We start from the raw sequence: 18,905 nt of genomic DNA on the forward strand, positions 1-18,905 counted from the left end.
GAGTCCCCGATTTCCGGGAATTCGCAAAGCCGCTTGTCCGGCCGCGGCGCGGTGCGGGTGGCGCCGCGCGCTGTGGTTTTGCGAGATTCCCTTATTCTTTACAAAGCGGTGATTTATCCACACAATCGCCGTGTTTAGCAAGGAATACTTTCCCAAATGGCTGCCCAGAATAATGCTCCCCTGCCCGATGGGCTGGAAATTGGCGGATATCGCATTGTAAAGAAAATTGCGTCCGGCGGGTTCAGTATTGTTTATCTTGCATATGATGGCGACGGCAACGCCGTGGCGATCAAGGAATACCTGCCCAGCGCCCTGGCGCTGCGGGCGCCGGGCGAGCTGGCGCCCGTGATCGCGAAGGCCAACCTGCCCGTGTTCCGCATTGGCTTGAAATGCTTCTTCGAAGAGGGGCGGGCGCTGGCGCGCATCATTCATCCGAATGTCGTGCGGGTGTTAAATTTTTTCCGCGCCAATGACACGGTTTATATGGTGATGGCCTATGAATCGGGCCACTCGCTGCAGGAAGTCGCCGCGCGCCTGGTCGCGAAAGGCAGCCGCGCCGGCGAACCGTTCATCCGCCAGGTCTTCAACGGCGTCTGCGCCGGCCTGCGCGACGTCCACGCGAACAAACTGCTGCACCTCGATCTCAAGCCGGCCAACATCTACCTGCGCACGGACGGCTCGCCCCTGCTGCTCGACTTCGGCGCCGCGCGCCAGACCATCCACACGGACGCGCCCACGCTGGCGCCCATGTACACGCCCGGCTTCGCGGCGCCCGAGTTGTATGCGAAGGGAAGCGCGCTCGGGCCGTGGACGGACATCTACAGCATCGGCGCCGCCATGTTCGCGTGCATGGCGGGCGCGCCGCCGCAGCCGGCCGACCAGCGCCGCGCGGCCGATACGGTGGGCGAACAGATCGCGAAGCTGGAGGGCGCCTACACGCCGGGCCTCGTGGCGATGGTGAAGGCGTGCCTCGCCCTCGATCCGCTGGCGCGGCCGCAGAGCGTGTTCGCCGTGCAGAAGGTGCTGCAGGCGGGTCTTCCTGCGACGCCGGCGGCGCTGCCGCCCGAGACCGAAGATGCGGCGCCGGCTTCCGGCTGGCGCGGCCTCGTCGAACGCATCGGCTTCGGCCGCGGACGCGCCTGAGGAACCATCATGCAATTCTCCGTCTACCAGCAAAGCCACATCGGCGGCCGCAAACTCAACCAGGACCGCATGGGCTACCTGTACACGCGCGACGCGCTGCTGCTGGTGCTGGCGGACGGCATGGGCGGCCATCTGCGCGGCGAGGTCGCGGCCACGATCGCCCTGCAAAGCATCGCCACGCGCTTCAAGTCGCAGGCGACGCCGTACGTGCGCAAGCCCGAGCGCTTCCTGCAGGAGGCCCTGCAGCAGGCCCACGAGGACATCCTGCGCTACACGCGCGAGAAAGCGATGCCGGACAGCCCGCGCACGACGATCGTCGCCTGCCTCGTGCAGCACAACAGCGCCGTCTGGGGCCATTGCGGCGATTCGCGCCTGTACTGGCTGCGCCGCGGCCAGGTCCTCGGGCGCACGCGCGACCATTCGCACATCGAGTACCTGATCGCGAAAGGGCAGGCCGATGCGAGCGAGCGCGCCACGCACCCGGACCGCAACAAGCTGTACAACTGCCTGGGCGCGTCGACGCCGCCGAAGGTCGAGCTGTCGCGCGCGTCCGGCCTGGAACCGGGCGACGTCCTGCTGCTGTGTTCCGACGGCCTGTGGTCCATGCTGCCCGACACCGAGATCGCGCACCGCCTGTCCGCGCAGCCGATCACGCAGGCCGTGCCGGCGATGATCGCGATGGCCACCGCCATCGCCGGCAGCCGCGGCGACAACACGACGGCCCTCGCCATCCAGTGGCAGGGCGCAGGGACGCCGGCCGCCGCGGGTGATCCGAGCGTCGTCTCGACGCAGATGGTGCCCGACGGCGAAGTCACGAGCCGTATCGATGCTCCTGCCGCGGCGCCGGCACCGGACGACCCGTTCGACGAGGACGACATCGAGAAGGCCATCGCCGAGATCCGCGATGCCATCGAGAAGTCGTCGCACATATTGAAATAAATTGAAATAACCAACCACGAAGGACATCCATGACCCAAACCCTCCGCCCCAGCGGCCGTGCCGTCGACCAGCTGCGCGCCATCCGCATCACCCGCCAGTACACGAAGCACGCCGAAGGTTCCGTGTTGATCGAATGCGGCGACACGAAGGTGATCTGCACCGCCAGCATCGAGGAAAAAGTGCCGGGCTTCCTGAAGGGCAAGGGGCAGGGCTGGCTGACCGCGGAATACGGCATGCTGCCGCGCTCCACGCACACGCGCATGGACCGCGAGGCGGCGCGCGGCAAGCAGTCCGGCCGCACGCAGGAAATCCAGCGCCTGATCGGCCGCTCGCTGCGCGCCGCGTTCGACCTGGAAGCGTTCGGCGAACGCACGCTGCACCTGGATTGCGACGTGATCCAGGCCGACGGCGGCACGCGCACCGCGTCGATCACGGGCGCGATGGTGGCGGCCCATGACGCGTTCTCGAAGCTCGTGACGGCGGGCCTGGTCCCGGCCGTGCCGGTCAAGCATTTCGTCGCCGCGATCTCGGTGGGCGTCGTGGGCGGCGTGCCCGTGCTGGACCTGGACTACATCGAGGATTCGGGCTGCGACACCGACATGAACGTCGTGATGACGGAGGCCGGGCACTTCGTCGAGGTGCAGGGCACGGCCGAGGGCGAGGCCTTCGACCGGGCGGGGATGAACCGCCTGCTCGACCTCGCGGAGCAGGGGATCCGCGAGTTGGTGGGCCTGCAGAAGCAGGCGCTCGGCCTGGCAGTTTGATCGCCGTAGGGTGGGCTCCCTGAGCCCACGCGTAGCGCATGCGGTTTGCCAGCGTTACGCGTGGGCGGAGGCCGCCCACCCTACGAGAGCAGCCCGGTCAGCCAGCTCGGATGAAAGGGTAATCCACCCAGGCCGGCCACGCCATAAAACACGCCGATCGCCGTCGGCACCAGCGCCGCGAGATACAGCCAGCGCTGGCGCGTCAGCGTCGTGACGGCCAGCAGCGACAGGGCCAGCGCCAGCGCCGCGTCGGACAGGTCGAACTGGTCGTCGCGGTAGTTCAGCGCATCGTACGTGTCCTGGTCCTGCTTGGCCTGCGCCAGCACCTCGTTCTTCTTTTGCGCCTGGTCGTGTTCCAGCTTTTCCAGATCCGCGATCGCGGGCGTGTAGCCAGCCTGCTCGCCGGACGGGCGGCCGGCAGCGGCCAGGCGCACCTGGAGCAGGGTCGTATGCGCCTGTTCCTGGCGCAGGTTGCGGGCCTGGTAGAAGGCCCAGTGGTCGATCTTGTCGGCCTGTGCCTGCTGCATCGCCTGCACGATGTTGTCGTCCTTGACCTTGCAGACGCCCATGAAGGACGCCAGCAGCGCCACGGTCAGCGCGACCTTGCGGTCGAGCTTCGAGTCGCCGGTGATCTCGATGCCTTCCATCCGTCACTCCTTCGCGTTGCCGGTACCCGGCAGTTTCAGCCGGCCGCGCAGTTGCCTTGTATGATAGTCGTATTCGTAGAGCTCGCCGTAACGGCCCCACTCGATCGCCACTTCCAGCATGCGCCTGGCCTGGTCCGCTTCCAGCGTGTCTTCCAGCAGGTCGATGAACGGATCTTCCGGCAGCGCGCCGCCCGGCTCGTCCTCCAGCTGGCGCCGGATGCGCGCGGCCAGCGGCACGTTCTTCGACAGCTGCTGGCCGAACAGCGTCTGGCGCAGCGCCTGGTCGGCCTGGGCATAGCGCAGGCCCAGGCCGGTCAGCGCGATGTCGCCGCGCTCGACGTGCGCGAGGCCCAGCAGGTTCAATGCCTCGTAGGTCGGGAACAGTTCCTCGTCCGGCAGCCCGGTGTCTTCCGACAGCTGCGGCAGGTCGGCGCGGCCGTCGTACGGGGCGCCCGCGAGCAGGTCCAGCACGCTCTCCATGCGGCCCACGTCCGTGTCCGGCAGGCGGTAGTCGATGGCGGCCGGACGCGCCGTCGCGGGCGCGGCGGCGGGACGCATCGTCATCAGGCCATAGACCTCGTCGACGAGCGCGCGCACTTCCGGCGCGTCCGCATTGCGCGGGCGCGGCAGGTCGATGCGGATCTCGTGGCGCACGCGGCCCGGATCGCTCGACAGGATGATGATGCGGTCCGCCATCATGACGGCTTCCTCGATATTGTGCGACACGATCAGGATGCCGCGCGTGGGGATCCGTTTGCCGTCCCACAGGTCGAGGATGTCGCCCCGCAGCGTCTCGCCCGTCAGCACGTCGAGCGCGGAGAAGGCTTCGTCCATCAGCAGCACGTCCGGGTGCGTGACGAGCGCGCGCGCGATGCCCACGCGCTGGCGCATGCCGCCCGACAGCTCGCGCGGCAGCGCGCTGCCGAAACCGGAGAGGCCGATCAGGTCGAGCATCGCGTCCGCCCGCTCGCGCCGCGCGGCGGGCGCGACACCCTGCGCTTCGAGCCCGAGCTCCACGTTCTGCTGCACCGTCAGCCAGGGGAACAGCGCGAACGATTGAAAGACCATCGCGACGCCGGACAGCGGCCCGCGGATGGGACGTCCGCGGTATTCGACCTTGCCCGCGTCGGCCGGCACGAGGCCCGCCACGATGCGCAGCAACGTCGATTTGCCGGAGCCGGATTTGCCCAGCAGCGCGACGATCTCGCCGTCCGCCAGCGTGAAGTCGACGCCTTCGAGCACGGTGCGCGGGGCGCCGTCGGCGCTGCGGAAGGCCTTTTGCACGGCCTGCAGTTCGATCAGTTTGTCGGTCATCTTGTAGTCCCTTTCAGCGGCTGCGGTCTTCGGCCAGCAGGTACAGCCGGCGCCAGAAGAAGCGGTTCAATACCATGACGAATACGCACATCACCCCGATGCCGAGGGCGATGCGGTGGAAGTCGCCGGCGTCCGTCATCTGCTTGATGTAGCTGCCCAGGCCATCGGCCACGAGCGACGTCTTGCCCCACGTGACGTATTCCGCCACGATGCTCGCGTTCCACGAGCCGCCGCTGGCGGTGATCGCGCCCGTGACGAAGCTCGGGAACACGGCCGGCAGGTACACGCGCTTCCATTTCAGCCAGCCGGTGAGTCCCAGGTTGTCGGCCGCGAGCCGCAACTCGTTCGGCAGCGTGGACGCGCCCGCGACCACGTTGAACAGGATGTACCACTGGGTGCCGAACACCATCAATGGGCTGAGCCAGATGTTCGGGTTCAGGCGCAGGTGCACGAGCGCGTACACGACGATGGGAAACATCAGGTTCACGGGGAACGCGGCGAGGAATTGCGCGAGCGCCTGCACGGCCTGGGCGTAGCGGGGACGCAGCCCGATCCACACGGCGACCGGCACCCACACGAGCGATGCGAGGCCGATCAGCAGCATCACCCGCACGAGCGTGATGCAGCCGAGGCCCACGACGCGCAGCGCCTCGCCCCATCCGACCTCCGCGTGGATGAACAGGATGAAGCGCCATGCGCCCAGCAACGCGAGCGCGAGGACGATGCCGTCGATCGCGCGCGCCGACAGCGTGAAGCGGGAAACGCGCGGCGCCGCGTCGACGGGTTCCGGCGTGCCGAACCAGCCGAGCGTGCGCGCGAGCGCCGCCCACATGCGGTCGGTGAGGGCGCGGATCCACACGCTGCGGCGGCCCCAGTCCAGCACCCACGATTGCTGCGCATAGTCTCCCTGCGATTCCTCGAAGCGGAATTTGTCGGCCCACGCCAGCAGGGGACGGAAGAACAGCTGGTCGTACAGCAGGATGCCGGCGAACATGGCGGCGATCGCCCACGCGATGGCGCCGCCGTTCTTCTGTTCGATGGCGACGGCGATGTAGGCGCCGATGCCGGGCAGCTTGATGTCCTGGCCCGCCACCGAGATCGCCTCGGCGGCGACGAGGAAGAACCAGCCGCCGGACATCGACATCATCATGTTCCACAGCAGCGCGGGCAGCGCGTACGGCAGTTCCAGGCGCCAGAAACGCTGCCACGGCGACAGCCGGAACACGCGCGCCGCTTCCGCCAGTTCGGGCGGGATCGTCTTCATCGACTGGTACAGGCTGAACGCCATGTTCCACGCCTGCGACGTGAAGATCGCGAACACGGCGGCGCACTCGACGCCCAGCAGATTGCCGGGGAAGAGGGCGATGAACGGCGCGATGGCGATGGCCTGGAAGCCCAGGATCGGCACCGACTGCAGCACGTCCAGCAGCGGCACCATGATCTTTTCCGCGCTCTTCCAGCGCGTGGCGACGACGGCGAACGCGAACGTGAACAGCAGGGCGGCACCCAACGCGCTGAACATGCGCAGGATCGTGCGCAGCAGGTAATACGGGAGGACCGCCGGATCGAGCGAGATCGGCGTCGGCTGGCCCAGCACGAACGGGCGCGCCATCTGCATCGCGCCGTACGCGGCCAGCGCCAGCACGACGAGGACGAGCGGCAGCAGCGCCCAGTCCCAGCGGTTCGGCGTGGTCGCGAGGAACGAGCGGCCGTTTCGTCCAGGGTATAACAGGGAACTACGAAACATCGGTATCTCCGTCGGTGAACGGCATACCTTTCATTCGCGCTTGGTGATTCGTGTGTCGTGGATACCATCATCCCCCCTGGGGCGAGATGACGGCAGGAGGAGAACCTGCGTTATCTTGCCGGGGCGGGACCGGCATTCAGCCGGCAACAACTGCCACTCGAACAAGTGCCCATGAAAGGGACTCCATGAAATGAAAACGGTCGGATTTTACGTTGCAGCGCATCAATACGGCATTACGATCTGGTAATGTGCCACTACGTGTCGACATTACCTGATCGTAATTTTTAGGCCCCGTCACTCGCCTATACTGCACCGCAGCGCTATAGTCCACTTAACACCAAGAGTCGAATCATGCCGAACTGCCTCGTGATCGAAGACGATACCGAAACCCGCGACTACCTCTGTAGCGGGTTGCGCGCGGCCGGCTATGCCGTGCAGGCGGAAACGAATGGCGAAGCGGGCAACCGCCGCCTGCAGGAGACGCGCTGGGACGTCGTCGTCCTCGACCGGATGCTGCCCGGCCAGGTCGACGGCCTGGGCATCCTCGAACAGATGCGCGCGCGCGGCGACGGCACGCCGGTGCTGATCCTGTCCGCGCTGAACAGCGTCGACGAGCGCGTGCGCGGCCTGCGCGCGGGCAGCGACGACTATCTGACCAAGCCGTTCGTCATGTCGGAACTGCTGGCGCGCGTGGAAAACCTCAGCCGCCGCAACAGCTGGTCGCGCGAAGCCACCGTGCTGCAGGTGGCCGATTTGCAGCTCGACGTGCGCACGATGCGCGTCACGCGCCAGGGCACGACGATCACGCTGCAGCCGCGCGAATTCCGCCTGCTCGAATACCTCATGCGCCACGAGGGCCAGATCGTCACCCGCACGATGCTGCTGGAAGGCGTGTGGGAATACCACTTCGATCCGCAGACGAACGTCATCGACGTGCAGATCAGCCGCCTGCGCAGCAAGATCGACAAGGATTTCAGCCCCGCCCTGATCCACACCGTGCGCGGTGCCGGCTATGTGCTGAGCGCCGCGCCGACCTATGGCCCGTCCGCCCGCTAGCAGCCGGTTCGGCCTGCGCGGCTCGATCGCGTTCCGGCTGGCGGTCGGCTACGGCCTGCTGCTGGCCGCATCGATGGCGACCCTGTCCGCCATCGTCTATTTCGGCACGGTGGGCGTGTTCGAGCACTCGATCGACAACAAGATCATGGCCGTGGAAACGCACCTGGCCGATGCGTGGGTCCGCGACGGCCGCGCCGGTCTCGTACGCGAAATCGACGCCCAGCTGCACGACCTGATCGACACCGACACCGAGGTGGTCGGCCTCGTCGACATGAAGGGCCGCCTCCTGGCCGGCAACCTGGGGCGCTGGTCCGGCGAGCTGCCGGCGGCCGGCGAGCTGGCGTTCGGGCAGATGGAACGGAGCGGTACGCCCGTCTCCGTGCGCGTGATCGCGACGCGGCTGGACGACGGCAGCCGGCTCGTCGTCGGCCGCGACCTGATCGAACTCGACGCCATCCGCAGCGTCGTCGAGCGCGCGCTGCTCGTCAGCGGCGCCGTGTCGATCCTGCTCGCGTTCTTCGGCGCCCAGATCTTCCGCTCGCGCCTGGAAGCGCGCATCGGCCGCATCCGCCGCACGACGGCGCGCATCGCGGCGGGCGAGCTGTCCAGCCGCATCGTCGTGATGGGCAACGACGAATTCGCGCGCCTGGCCGACGACATCAACCGCATGCTCGACCGCATCGAAGCGCTGATGGAAGGCGTGCGTCACGTATCGAATTCGATCGCGCACGACCTGCGCACGCCGCTGTCGCGCGTGCGCTCGCGGCTCGACCGCGCGCTGCAGGCCTCGGCCGAGCCGCACGCGCTCGTCGCCGACGCGCGCCTGGCCATCGAAGACATCGACAGCGTCATTTCGCTGTTCGACAAGCTGCTGCAGATCGCCGCGCTGGAATCCGGCGTGCGTGCGGGCACCTTCGAAAAACTCGACCTGGCCGCCATCGCGCACGACATGACGGAATTGTACGAAGCGGCCGCGGAAGAGCAGGGCGTCGCGCTGCGCTTCGCGGGCACGCCGACGATCATTCGCGGCGACCGCGACCTGCTGGCCAGCGCACTGGCCAGCCTGATCGACAACGCCATCAAGTATGGCCGCACCGGCGGCCGGGTGGACGTGGAAGTGGCCACCGTCGACGGCGCGCCGGCATTGACCGTGCGCGATTACGGCCAGGGCGTGCCGCTCGAGGACATGGACAAGCTCACGCGCCGCTTCTACCGCGTGGACCAGAGCCGCCACCTGCCGGGCAACGGCCTGGGGCTGTCCATCGTCACCGCCATCACCCAGCTGCACGAGGGTACGCTCGCGCTGCGCCGCCTCGAGCCGGGGTTCGAGGCGAGCATGGTGTTCCCGCGGGCCTAGCGTGCCCGGCTGCGCGTATCGCGGGATGAGCGGTAAAATACGCAGTTCTTCGTCCAGACCGAGACAGCAATGACCCAACGCCTCATCCTTGCCTCCAACAACGCGGGCAAGCTCAAGGAATTCGCCCAGTTACTGGGCCCGATCGGCTTCGAACTGCATCCGCAGGGCGAGTTCAACGTCCCCGAAGCGGAAGAACCGTTCGGCACCTTCGTCGAGAACGCGCTGCAGAAGGCCCGCCACGCCGCGCGCCTCACCGGCCTGCCGGCCCTCGCCGACGATTCCGGCGTGTGCGTGAACGCCTTCGGCGGCGCCCCGGGCGTGCTTTCCGCGCGTTTTGCCGGCGAGCCGAAGTCGGACGCCCGCAACAACGAGAAGCTGATCGCCGACCTGGCGGCGCACGCCGACAAATCGGCGTATTACTACTGCGTGCTCGTGTACGTGCGCCACCCCGACGATCCGCAACCCGTGATCGCGGACGGCGTCTGGCGCGGCCAGATCGTCGACACGCCGCGCGGCGCGGGCGGCTTCGGCTACGATCCGCACTTCCTGCTGCCGGAATTCGGCCGCACGGCCGCCGAGCTGGCGCCGGAAGAAAAGAACGCCGTCTCGCACCGCGGCCAGGCGCTGCGCGCGCTCGTCGACAAGCTCGGGAAACTGAAATGATTCCGATCAAGCCCGTCGGGCCGGCGGCCACGCCTCGCAACGCGGCGTCAGCCGCGCTGCAATACCTGCAACCCGGCGCGCTGAACCTGACGGCGCTGCCGCCGCTGGCGCTGTACATCCACTGGCCGTGGTGCGTGCGCAAATGCCCGTACTGCGACTTCAATTCGCACGAGTCGAAGGAACCGATTCCCGAACAGGCTTACCTGGACGCGCTGCGCGCGGACCTGGAACAATCGCTGCCGCTGATCTGGGGCCGCAAGATCCACACGGTGTTCATCGGCGGCGGCACGCCCAGCCTGATCTCGGCGGCGGGGCTGGACCGGCTGATGTCGGACCTCCGCACCCTGCTGCCGCTCGATCTCGACGCCGAGATCACGATGGAAGCGAATCCCGGCACGTTCGAGGCGGAGAAATTCAAGGCCTTCCGCGCCAGCGGGATCAACCGCCTGTCGATCGGCATCCAGAGCTTCGACAGCAGGCATTTGCAGGCGCTGGGCCGCATCCACGACGCCGAGGAAGCCATCCGGGCCGTCGGGATCGCCCAGGCCAACTTCGACAATTTCAACCTCGACCTGATGTATGCGCTGCCGGGGCAGACGCTGGCGGAGGCGCAGGCCGACATCGACATGGCGCTGTCGTTCGCGCCGCCGCACCTGTCGCTGTACCACCTGACGATGGAACCGAACACGGTGTTCGCGAAGTACCCGCCCGAGCTGCCGGGCGACGACGAGAGCGCCGACATCCAGGACATGATCGCCGGGCGCACGGCCGCCGCCGGCTATGAACACTACGAGGTCTCGGCGTATGCGAAGCCGGGCCACCGCGCGCGCCACAACCTGAATTATTGGAAGTTCGGCGACTACCTCGGCATCGGCGCGGGCGCGCATTCGAAGCTGTCGTTCCCGCACCGCGTGCTGCGCCAGGCGCGCTACAAGCAGCCGGCGTCGTTCATGGAAGCGGCAGGGAAGGGCAATGCGGTCGCCGAGGAACACGAGCTCGCGCGCGCCGACCTGGGCTTCGAATTCATGCTCAACGCGCTGCGCCTGACGGAAGGGTTCGACCCGAACCTGTTCGGCGAACGCACGGGCATGCCGATCAACGCGATCGAGAAGGCCTTGAACGAGGCCGAAGCGAAGGGCCTGATCTACCGCGACTTCCGCGTGATCCGGCCGACGGAACTGGGGCAGCGCTTCCTCAACGATCTTCAGGAGATGTTCCTGGCCGAGTGACAAAGAGCGCATTTTGGAAACGGCATGGTCTGCTAAGGTGCCGGCTTCGACACACGCACAGACCATGACGCCTCCTTTCATGCAACGCTATCTCGCCGCCAGCACCTACATCGATTTCGACACGCCGGACGTCCTCGCCACCGCCCGCCGGCTGGCCGAAGGCGCGACTTCCGAAGCGGACGTCGTGCGCGCCTGCTTCGAATTCGTGCGCGACACGATCCGCCACAGCGTGGATTTCAAAGCGAATCCCGTCACGTGCAAGGCGTCCGACGTGCTGCGCCACGGGACGGGCTATTGCTATGCGAAGAGCCATCTGCTCGCCGCCCTGCTGCGCGCGAACGGCATCCCGGCGGGGCTGTGCTACCAGCGCCTGTCGGTCGGCGACAGCGGGGCGCCGTACTGCCTGCACGGCCTGAATGCCGTGTACCTGGAGGACGTCGGCTGGTACCGCATCGATGCCCGGGGCAACAAGCCCGGCGTCGACGCGCGCTTCGAACCGCCCGTGGAAAAGCTCGCGTTCGCGACGCGCACACGCGAGGAACGCATGCTGCCGGAGATCTGGGCCGAGCCGCTGCCCGTCGTCGTCGAGACGCTGGAATGCTACGATACGTGGGACCAGGTGCTGGCGAACCTGCCGGACGTCGTGCTCCTGGATTGACCGCGGCATCCATCTTCAGGAAAGGACAAGCATGTTCAGTCACATCATGATCGGTTCCAACGACCTCGATCGTTCGAAGCGTTTTTACGACGCCGTGCTGGGCGTCCTCGGCGTGGGCGAGCCGTTCCCCAACACGAACCTGACGGGCCAGCGCCGGCTGTTCTACCGCCACGACGGGGGCTCGTTCTGCATCACCGAGCCGATCGACGGCGCCGAAGCGACGTGCGCGAACGGCGCCACGATCGGCTTCAAATGCGCGTCGCCCGAACAGGTCCACGCGTTCCACGACACGGCGGTCGCCCAGGGCGGCACGTCGATCGAGGCGCCGCCGGGCCTGCGTGAGAGCAGCCTGGGGCCGCTGTATCTCGCGTACGTGCGCGATCCGGACGGTCACAAGCTGTGCGCGCTGTTCCGTCCCAAATAGGCGTTGGATAACGGCGCGAAACGTGCCGGGCATCCCCGAGGCCGTGTGTTACAGTCTTGCTTGCATAAGTTTCAATGAAAGGCAAGCTGGCCGATGCCACCCGCACCGCCACGCATCCTCGTCGTGGATGACGAAGAAGCCATCCTGTACGTATTCGAGCGCTACCTGAGCATCGCCGGTTATCGCGTGTCCGTCGCCGACAACGGGCGCGACGCCGTCCGCATCGGCGAGGCCGGCCCGATCGACCTGCTGATCACGGATTTCCGCATGCCGGGCATGAACGGCATCGAAGTGATCCACGCCCTGCGCGGCCTGCAGCCCGAACTGCCGGCCCTTGTCATCTCGGGCAATCCCATCGAGGCCGGCACGATGCCGCCGGGCGTACGCTTCCTGTCGAAGCCCGTGTCGATGTCCGACCTGCTCGACATCATTCCCTCCCTGATCCAGCAGCCAGTCTAGGCCGGTCCTGCGTCTTCGTATCGGCTGAACAGACCGGAACGGTGGTACTGCGCGGTGGGGCGCTCGCTCACAATACGTGCCATGAAGCACTTCGACCAACTTGTGCGCCGCCTCGTCGCCGAGGGGCTCGGCACCGCCCTGCTGCTGGCCGTCGTCGTCGGTTCCGCCGTCATGGGCGACCGGCTGGCGGGCGGCAATGCGGCCATCGCGCTGCTCGTCAATTCGATCGCGTCCGGCTGCGGCCTCGTCGTGCTGATCCTCGCGTTCGGCGCCGTCTCGGGCGCGCACCTGAATCCCGTCGTCACCCTGTCCGAAGCGTGGCAGCGCAACCTGCCGGGCGCGCTCGTGCTGCCATACCTGGCCGCGCAGGTGGCCGGCGCGTTCGCCGGCGTGGCGCTCGCGCATTCGATGTTCGGCGAACCCGTGTTCGCAGCCGCGACGCAGGCGCGCACGGGCGCCGGGCTGTGGTGGAGCGAAGGCGTCGCCACGTTCGGCCTGCTGGCCACGATCATCGGCTGCGCGCGCACGCGGCCCGGCGCCACACCGTATGCGGCGGCCCTGTTCATCGTCGCGGGGTACTGGTTCACGGCGTCGTCGTCGTTCGCCAATCCCGCCCTCACGCTGGCGCGCGCGGCGACGGGCACGTGCGCCGGCATCCGGCTCGCGGACGTGCCGGGCTACGTGCTGGCCCAGTTGGCCGGCGCGGCGGCGGCGACCGTCATCTTCGGCTGGCTGTATCCGCGCGCACGGCAGGAGACCACGGCGGACGCGCCGGGTCTTATCCGCGCTGTCCGGCAGCCAGCGCCGTGAGCGTGCGCGCGAGGCCGCCCACCACGCGCGCCATGCCGGCAAAGACGACCTGCTCGGGCGGCTCGTCCGTATCCGGCGCGGCATTGTCCGCCTGGCGGAACGGGAAGCGCGTGAACGACGTGTCGGTGAGGACGAGGGCGGGCAGGCCGGCGCCGGGATGGTGCCACCCGGCGCGGTCGGACAGGGTCACGCCCTGCATGTAGGCGGGCGTCGCGAGGCCGTGCGCGGGGCCGGCCGCGACGCTCTGGAATGCGGACAGCGCGTCCTGCACCTCGCGCGACGATGCCAGGCTGCCCACGTAGGCGATGAAGCTGCCCGGACGCTCGGCGGACGGGAGGGCGTCGTCGACGCCCGGAAGCGCGGCGGCTTTCGGCGCGAGGAAGAACACGAAGCGGATCTCGGTACCGCTGCTCGGGCGCACACTCGCCAGCAGGCGCGCCAGTTCCAGCACGGCCGCCGTTCCGGGCGCGCCGTCCTCGGCGCCGTCATCGCGGGCGCCGACGATGAACGTGCGCGCCGCTTTTTCGCCCGGGGGCACGCTGGCCAGCACGGCTTCGATGCGGCGTTCGTGGCCGGTCCCGCCGCGGTCCCGCACGGCGTAGCCGGCCGCCTGCAGCACGTTGCCGATGTAGGTGGCGTCCTGCGGGCCGCCCGCGAGCGCCGTCACGTGCGTGCGCAGGCGCATGGCCAAAGGCGGTTCCGGCATGGCGGCGCCGGGGTTCACGGTCATCGTCGCCAGCACCACGAGCAGGACGATGGCGACGATGGCTTTCCAGTGTGCACGAAAAAAATGTCGCATGGCGTGGGGCGCGGCGCAAGGGGCGACCGTGCCGGACAGGCCGGGCTCGGCGCGCGTTGCGGTCCTGGCGGACGCCGTCCGGCGACGGCTGCCGGGGCCGCCCGTGCATGCAATGGAAAACCGGGGCCGGCCTGCGATTTCATGATACCGAAATCGCGGCCGGCCCCGGTCGGGATCGTTCTCAATGGCGCGCGGAAATAAATTCGCTGGCGCCAGAACGTCGTTCCCGCGCAGGCGGGAACCCAATTTGTACGCGCAGCCGATACGCGTCGAACTTGGGCCCCCGCCTGCGCGGGGGCGACGGCTCATCAGCGCGCGGCGGTCGCCGGCCCCGGCTCGCTCCAGCCACCCCCCAGCACGCGGTACAGCGTGACCTGGTTCTGCAGGCGCAGCAGGTTGGCCTGGATGGCCTGCTGCTGCGCGGTGAACAGCGAGCGCTGGGCGTCCAGCAGGTCCAGGTAGCTCGCGGTGCCGTTGCGGTAGCGGAGGTCGGACAGGTTGAAGCGGTCCGTCTCGGCGGCCGCCACGGCCTGCTGGGCGCGCAGCTGTTCGCTGTACGTGGCCTGGCCGGCCAGTGCGTCCGCCACTTCGCGGAACGCGGTCTGGATCGACTTTTCGTACTGCGCGACGGCGATGTCGCGCTGGGCACGGGCGCTCTCGACGCCGGCGCGGGTGCGGCCGAAGTCGAACAGCGGCAGGATCGCCTGCGGCGCAAACGTCCAGCCGAACGTGCCGCTCTTGAACAGGCCGGAGAGCTCGGAACTGGCCGTGCCCGCGCTGCCCGTCAAGGTGATGCGCGGGAAGTAGTTCGCGCGCGCCGCGCCGATGTTGGCGTTGGCCGCGATCAGCTGCTGCTCGGCCGAACGGATGTCCGGACGGGTCGCCAGCAGGTCGGACGGCATCCCGGCCGGGAGGTCCGGCAGGTTCGTCGTCGCGAGCGTGGCGCCGGCCGGCAGGTTGCCGGGGATCGTCTGGCCGATCAGCAAGGTGAGCAGGTTCAGGTCCTGCGCGCGCTGGCGCTGGGCCTGGGCCAGCGTGGTGCGCGCCTGTTCGACGAGCGACACGGCCTGCTGCAGGTCGAGCTTGGACGAGACGCCGTTCTCGAAGCGCAGGTTGGTCAGGCGCAGCGATTCCTCGCGCGTCTTCAGGGTCTGCTGCGTCAGGGACAGCAATTCCTCGTCCGCGAGGAACGTCAGGTACGTGTTGGCGACCTGCGCGATCAGGCTGATCTGCGCCGTCTTGCGCGCTTCCTCGGTGGCGAGGAATTGCGCCAGCGCGGCGTCGGACAGGTTGCGCACGCGGCTGAAGAAGTCCAGCTCGAACGCCGACACCGAGAGGCCGGCCTGGTACACGCTGCTGATCGGCTGGTCCTTGCCCGTCGTCTGGCGCTGGCCCGTGATGCCGGCGTTAATGGCCGGGAACTGGTTCGAGCGCTGGATCTGGTACTGCGCCCGTGCCGCCTCGATGTTGAGGATGGCAACGCGCAGGTCGCGGTTGTTTTCCAGGGCCAGCGTGATCAGCTGCTGCAGGCGCGGATCGGTGAAGAAGCGCTGCCACGCGATGGCGGCGGGCGCCTCGTTCGCGACGGCGTTGCCGCTGTTGACGGTGCCTTCCACGGTCGGGAAGGCACCCGCCACCGGCGCTTGCGGCCGCTCGTACTTGGGCGCCAGGTTCACGCAGCCGGCCAGTACGAGGGCCATGGCCAGGGGAGTGAGTCGTTTCATGTTGTTCATCAGATTTTCGAGTCGATGACAGTGTTTTCTTCTTCGTGCGCGTACTTCTTGCGCTGGCGTTCGCTGCCCTTGAAGAACCCGCGGATGACGACGAAGAACACGGGCACGAAGAACACGCCCAGTGCCGTCGCGGTCAGCATGCCGCCCATCACGCCCGTACCGATCGCGCGCTGCGACGCGGCGCCGGCGCCGCTGGCGACCACCAGCGGCAGCACGCCGAGGATGAACGCGAGCGACGTCATGATGATCGGACGGAAGCGCAGGTGCGCCGCCTGCAGCGCCGCTTCGAACGGCGACTTGCCCTGCGCCTGCAGGTCCTTCGCGAATTCCACGATCAGGATCGCGTTCTTCGCGGCCAGGCCGATGATGGTGATCAGGCCCACCTTGAAGTACACGTCGTTGGACAGCCCGCGCATCGATGCCGCGAGCAGCGAACCGAGCACGCCCAGCGGCACGACGAGCAGCACGGCCACCGGGATCGACCAGCTTTCGTACAGCGCGGCCAGCGCCAGGAACACGGCCAGCAGCGCGAAGCCGATCAGCACGAACACGGTCGAACCGGCGAGGATTTCCTCGCGCGACTGGCCGGTCCATTCATACGCGAAGCCGGCCGGCAGCTTGGCGGCCAGCGCCTGCATCTCGTCGAGCGCCTGGCCGGTCGAATAGCCCTGGGCGGCATCGCCCGTGATGCTCATCGACGAATAGCCGTTGTAGCGCGAGGTCTGCATCGGACCCGTGATCCATTGGGTCGTCGCGAACGCGGACAGCGGCACCGGCTGGCCCTTCGTGTTCAGGGCGTTGATGCGCAGCAGGTCTTCCGGCTGCATGCGCTCCGGCGCGTCGGCCTGCACGATCACGCGCTGCAGGCGGCCGGCGTTCGGGAAGTCGTTCACGTACGCGGAACCGAGCGACGTCGACAGCGCCGTGTTGATGGCGCCGAACGTCACGCCCAGGGCCTGCGCCTTGTCGCGGTCGATGTTCAGCTTTAGCTGCGGCGCATCTTCGAGGCCTTCCGGACGGATGCCCGTCAGCACCTTGCTCTGCATCGCCATGCCGAGAAGCTGGTTACGCGCCTGGAGCAGGGCGGCGTGGCCGAGGCCGCCGCGGTCCTGCAGGCGGAACGAGAAGCCGGTGCCGCGGCCCAGTTCCGGGATCGGCGGCGGGCTCACGACGAAGATGAACGAGTCGCGCAGCGCCATCATGTGGCCCGTGATGCGGCCCGCGAGATCCTGCGCGCTCTGGCCCTTGCCCTTGCGCTCGTCCCACGATTTCAGCGGGATGAACGCGAGGCCCATGTTCTGGCCCTGGCCCGTGAACGAGAAGCCCGTCACGGCGACCATGTCGGCCACTTCCGGCTGCTTCAGCACATAGTCTTCCAGCGCGTGCAGGACGACGTTGGTGCGGTTGGCGGTGGCGCCCGGCGGCAGCTGGATGTTGGCGATGATGTAGCCCTGGTCTTCGTTCGGCAGGAACGAGTTCGGCAGGCGCGCGAACATCAGGCCGACGATGCCGACCAGCAGGACGAACACGACCAGCGCGCGGCCGGAACGCTTGAGCATCTTGCCGACGATGCCTTCGTAGCGCTTGGCGCCCGTCGTGAACGTGCGGTTGAACCAGCCGAAGAAGCCTTTCTTCTCCATGTGGTGACCCGCTTCCACGGGCTTGAGCAGGTGCGCGCACAGCGCCGGCGTGAGGGACAGCGCCATGAACGCCGAGAAGCCGATCGACGACACCATCACGATCGAGAACTGGCGGTAGATGTTGCCGACCGCGCCCTGGAAGAACGCCAGCGGCACGAACACGGACATCAGCACGACGGTCACGCCGATGATGGCGCCGGAGATCTGGCCCATCGCCTTGCGCGTGGCCTGCAGCGGGGGCAGGCCTTCCTCGGACATGATGCGTTCGACGTTTTCCACCACCACGATCGCATCGTCGACGACGATACCGATCACGAGGACCATGCCGAACATCGTCAGCACGTTGATCGAGAAGCCCATCGCGAGGAGTGTCGCGAAGGAGCCCAGCAGGGCGACCGGGACGACGATGGTCGGGATGATCGTGTAGCGGAAGTTCTGCAGGAACACAAACATCACGATGAACACGAGGATCACGGCCTCGATCAGGGTTTCCACCACCTGGCTGATCGAGATCTGGATGAATTTCGTGCTGTCGTAGGGGATCGAGTACTTCATGCCTTTCGGGAAGTACTTCTGCAGCTGATTCATGCGTGCCTTGATCAGCTTCGCGGTTTCCAGCGCGTTACCGGTCGGCGACAGCTGCACGCCGATACCCGTCGACGGCTTGCCGTTCAGGCGGGTCGACGTGGCGTAGGCCTGGCCGCCGATCTCGATGCGGGCGACGTCCTTCAGGCGCACGGTGGAGCCGTCCGGATTCGCGCGCAGCACGATGTTGCCGAACTGCTCGACGGTGGCCAGCTGGCCCGTGACGACGACGGTCGCGGTGATCTGCTGGCCCTTGGCCACGGGCAGGTCGCCGATCGTGCCGGATGCCACCTGGGCGTTCTGCTGGCGGATCGCGGTGTTGACGTCATCCGGCGACAGGTTGAAGCCGACCAGCTTGGCCGGGTCGATCCAGATGCGCATCGCCTTCTCGGTACCGAACAGCTGCGCCTGGCCGACGCCCTTGATCCGCTGGATCTCCGGCAGTACGTTGCGCGACGCGTAGTCGCCCAGCGCGACGGTGTCCCAGGACGGGTCGTCGGACGAGAGAATCGTGAACAGCAGGAAGTTCGAACGGGCCTTGTCGACGCGCACGCCCTGCTGGGTCACCGCGGCCGGCAGGCGCGGGGTCGCGCGCGCGAGGCGGTTCTGGACGTCGACCTGGGCCAGGTCGGGATTGGTGCCGGTCTCGAAGCTGATCGTGATGGAGCCGGTGCCGTTGGCCTGGCTGGTCGACTCCATGTAGATCATGCCTTCGGCACCGTTCATCTCGCGTTCGATGACGGAGATGACGGAATCTTCCAGCGTTTGCGCGGAAGCGCCCGGGTACGCGACGCTGACGACGATCGACGGCGGCGCCACGGTCGGATATTGCGCGATCGGCAGCTGCTTGATGGCGACGCCGCCAAGCACCATGATGAACAGCGCGATCACCCAGGCAAAAATGGGGCGGTCAATAAAAAAACGTGCCATTGTGGTTC

General features: G+C 67.6%; 17 protein-coding genes. 11 read left to right on the forward strand and 6 right to left on the reverse strand.

The genetic code is table 11. From position 1 onward, the window contains the following. Positions 1-156 precede the first annotated feature (156 nt). The 3 genes from ACL58G_RS11245 to rph are packed head-to-tail and all read left to right on the forward strand — an operon-like array spanning position 157 to position 2,846. Positions 157-1,143, forward strand: a complete 987-nt coding sequence (locus tag ACL58G_RS11245) for a serine/threonine protein kinase (RefSeq protein WP_413383365.1) — start codon at positions 157-159, stop codon at positions 1,141-1,143. 9 nt (positions 1,144-1,152) lie between these two features. Then, a complete protein-coding gene (locus ACL58G_RS11250; protein WP_440966903.1) occupies positions 1,153-2,082 on the forward strand; it encodes a PP2C family protein-serine/threonine phosphatase in 930 nt (309 codons plus the stop codon). Between the two features lie 29 nt (positions 2,083-2,111). Beyond that, on the forward strand, positions 2,112-2,846 hold the full coding sequence (rph, locus tag ACL58G_RS11255; RefSeq protein WP_440966905.1) for a ribonuclease PH: 735 nt from the start codon (positions 2,112-2,114) through the stop codon (positions 2,844-2,846). An 80-nt stretch (positions 2,847-2,926) separates the two neighbouring features. Here rph and ACL58G_RS11260 read toward each other — a convergent pair whose 3' ends face one another. The 3 genes from ACL58G_RS11260 to ACL58G_RS11270 are packed head-to-tail and all read right to left on the reverse strand — an operon-like array spanning position 2,927 to position 6,554. Further along, positions 2,927-3,493 carry a DUF4337 domain-containing protein gene (locus ACL58G_RS11260; protein ID WP_440966906.1) on the reverse strand — a complete coding sequence of 189 codons (567 nt, stop codon included), beginning with the start codon at positions 3,491-3,493 and terminating at the stop codon, positions 2,927-2,929. 3 nt (positions 3,494-3,496) lie between these two features. After that, the gene (locus tag ACL58G_RS11265) at positions 3,497-4,807 is read right to left on the reverse strand and encodes an ABC transporter ATP-binding protein (protein WP_440966908.1); all 1,311 of its coding nucleotides are present in this window, start codon (positions 4,805-4,807) and stop codon (positions 3,497-3,499) included. Positions 4,808-4,820: 13 nt separating this feature from the next. Further along, positions 4,821-6,554, reverse strand: a complete 1,734-nt coding sequence (locus ACL58G_RS11270) for an ABC transporter permease (RefSeq protein ID WP_440966910.1) — start codon at positions 6,552-6,554, stop codon at positions 4,821-4,823. A 351-nt stretch (positions 6,555-6,905) separates the two neighbouring features. Between ACL58G_RS11270 and ACL58G_RS11275 the strand changes: the two genes are divergently transcribed. From ACL58G_RS11275 to ACL58G_RS11310, 8 genes are all read left to right on the forward strand, one after another. Continuing rightward, a complete protein-coding gene (locus ACL58G_RS11275; RefSeq protein WP_413383376.1) occupies positions 6,906-7,610 on the forward strand; it encodes a response regulator transcription factor in 705 nt (234 codons plus the stop codon). Further along, positions 7,591-8,967: a sensor histidine kinase gene (locus ACL58G_RS11280; RefSeq protein ID WP_413383378.1), complete on the forward strand. Its 1,377-nt coding sequence runs from the start codon at positions 7,591-7,593 to the stop codon at positions 8,965-8,967. Before ACL58G_RS11275 ends, ACL58G_RS11280 begins: the two co-directional genes overlap by 20 nt. A 69-nt stretch (positions 8,968-9,036) precedes the next feature. Next, the gene (rdgB, locus tag ACL58G_RS11285; RefSeq protein ID WP_413343858.1) at positions 9,037-9,630 is read left to right on the forward strand and encodes an RdgB/HAM1 family non-canonical purine NTP pyrophosphatase; all 594 of its coding nucleotides are present in this window, start codon (positions 9,037-9,039) and stop codon (positions 9,628-9,630) included. Beyond that, positions 9,627-10,859 carry a radical SAM family heme chaperone HemW gene (gene hemW, locus ACL58G_RS11290; protein ID WP_413343856.1) on the forward strand — a complete coding sequence of 411 codons (1,233 nt, stop codon included), beginning with the start codon at positions 9,627-9,629 and terminating at the stop codon, positions 10,857-10,859. Before rdgB ends, hemW begins: the two co-directional genes overlap by 4 nt. A 64-nt stretch (positions 10,860-10,923) precedes the next feature. Continuing rightward, positions 10,924-11,517, forward strand: coding sequence for a transglutaminase-like domain-containing protein (locus ACL58G_RS11295; RefSeq protein WP_440966913.1), 594 nt, complete (start codon positions 10,924-10,926; stop codon positions 11,515-11,517). Positions 11,518-11,548: 31 nt separating this feature from the next. Then, a complete protein-coding gene (locus ACL58G_RS11300; protein ID WP_413383382.1) occupies positions 11,549-11,941 on the forward strand; it encodes a VOC family protein in 393 nt (130 codons plus the stop codon). A 93-nt stretch (positions 11,942-12,034) separates the two neighbouring features. Beyond that, a complete protein-coding gene (locus ACL58G_RS11305; RefSeq protein WP_440966915.1) occupies positions 12,035-12,400 on the forward strand; it encodes a response regulator in 366 nt (121 codons plus the stop codon). 81 nt (positions 12,401-12,481) lie between these two features. Then, positions 12,482-13,210, forward strand: coding sequence for an aquaporin (locus ACL58G_RS11310; protein ID WP_440966917.1), 729 nt, complete (start codon positions 12,482-12,484; stop codon positions 13,208-13,210). Here the strand turns inward: ACL58G_RS11310 and ACL58G_RS11315 are convergent. The 3 genes from ACL58G_RS11315 to ACL58G_RS11325 form a co-directional block, all read right to left on the reverse strand. Continuing rightward, entirely contained in the window at positions 13,179-14,009 is an 831-nt protein-coding gene (locus tag ACL58G_RS11315; protein ID WP_440966919.1) for a M28 family peptidase, read from the reverse strand. The two genes, ACL58G_RS11310 and ACL58G_RS11315, sit on opposite strands and share 32 nt — an antisense overlap. A 308-nt stretch (positions 14,010-14,317) precedes the next feature. Next, positions 14,318-15,733 (reverse strand): efflux transporter outer membrane subunit, encoded by a 1,416-nt coding sequence (locus tag ACL58G_RS11320; RefSeq protein WP_440966920.1) that lies wholly within the window; start codon positions 15,731-15,733, stop codon positions 14,318-14,320. An 8-nt stretch (positions 15,734-15,741) separates the two neighbouring features. After that, on the reverse strand, positions 15,742-18,897 hold the full coding sequence (locus ACL58G_RS11325; protein WP_413383392.1) for an efflux RND transporter permease subunit: 3,156 nt from the start codon (positions 18,895-18,897) through the stop codon (positions 15,742-15,744). Positions 18,898-18,905 lie beyond the last annotated feature (8 nt).

Origin of the sequence: Massilia sp. GER05, assembly GCF_052056005.1 — a bacterium.
Taxonomy (GTDB): Bacteria; Pseudomonadota; Gammaproteobacteria; order Burkholderiales; family Burkholderiaceae_D; genus Telluria; species Telluria orientalis.

Bases quoted from the DNA above. Each gene is read 5' to 3' on its own strand.
- ACL58G_RS11265 (WP_440966908.1), bottom strand. From the start codon at position 4,807: ATGACCGACAAACTGATCGAACTGCAGGCCGTGCAAAAGGCCTTCCGC.
- ACL58G_RS11250 (WP_440966903.1), top strand. From the start codon at position 1,153: ATGCAATTCTCCGTCTACCAGCAAAGCCACATCGGCGGCCGCAAACTC.
- ACL58G_RS11260 (WP_440966906.1), bottom strand. From the start codon at position 3,493: ATGGAAGGCATCGAGATCACCGGCGACTCGAAGCTCGACCGCAAGGTC.
- ACL58G_RS11310 (WP_440966917.1), top strand. From the start codon at position 12,482: ATGAAGCACTTCGACCAACTTGTGCGCCGCCTCGTCGCCGAGGGGCTC.
- hemW (WP_413343856.1), top strand. From the start codon at position 9,627: ATGATTCCGATCAAGCCCGTCGGGCCGGCGGCCACGCCTCGCAACGCG.
- rdgB (WP_413343858.1), top strand. From the start codon at position 9,037: ATGACCCAACGCCTCATCCTTGCCTCCAACAACGCGGGCAAGCTCAAG.
- ACL58G_RS11325 (WP_413383392.1), bottom strand. From the start codon at position 18,897: ATGGCACGTTTTTTTATTGACCGCCCCATTTTTGCCTGGGTGATCGCG.
- ACL58G_RS11245 (WP_413383365.1), top strand. From the start codon at position 157: ATGGCTGCCCAGAATAATGCTCCCCTGCCCGATGGGCTGGAAATTGGC.
- ACL58G_RS11275 (WP_413383376.1), top strand. From the start codon at position 6,906: ATGCCGAACTGCCTCGTGATCGAAGACGATACCGAAACCCGCGACTAC.
- rph (WP_440966905.1), top strand. From the start codon at position 2,112: ATGACCCAAACCCTCCGCCCCAGCGGCCGTGCCGTCGACCAGCTGCGC.
- ACL58G_RS11270 (WP_440966910.1), bottom strand. From the start codon at position 6,554: ATGTTTCGTAGTTCCCTGTTATACCCTGGACGAAACGGCCGCTCGTTC.
- ACL58G_RS11315 (WP_440966919.1), bottom strand. From the start codon at position 14,009: ATGCGACATTTTTTTCGTGCACACTGGAAAGCCATCGTCGCCATCGTC.
- ACL58G_RS11295 (WP_440966913.1), top strand. From the start codon at position 10,924: ATGACGCCTCCTTTCATGCAACGCTATCTCGCCGCCAGCACCTACATC.
- ACL58G_RS11320 (WP_440966920.1), bottom strand. From the start codon at position 15,733: ATGAAACGACTCACTCCCCTGGCCATGGCCCTCGTACTGGCCGGCTGC.
- ACL58G_RS11305 (WP_440966915.1), top strand. From the start codon at position 12,035: ATGCCACCCGCACCGCCACGCATCCTCGTCGTGGATGACGAAGAAGCC.
- ACL58G_RS11280 (WP_413383378.1), top strand. From the start codon at position 7,591: ATGGCCCGTCCGCCCGCTAGCAGCCGGTTCGGCCTGCGCGGCTCGATC.
- ACL58G_RS11300 (WP_413383382.1), top strand. From the start codon at position 11,549: ATGTTCAGTCACATCATGATCGGTTCCAACGACCTCGATCGTTCGAAG.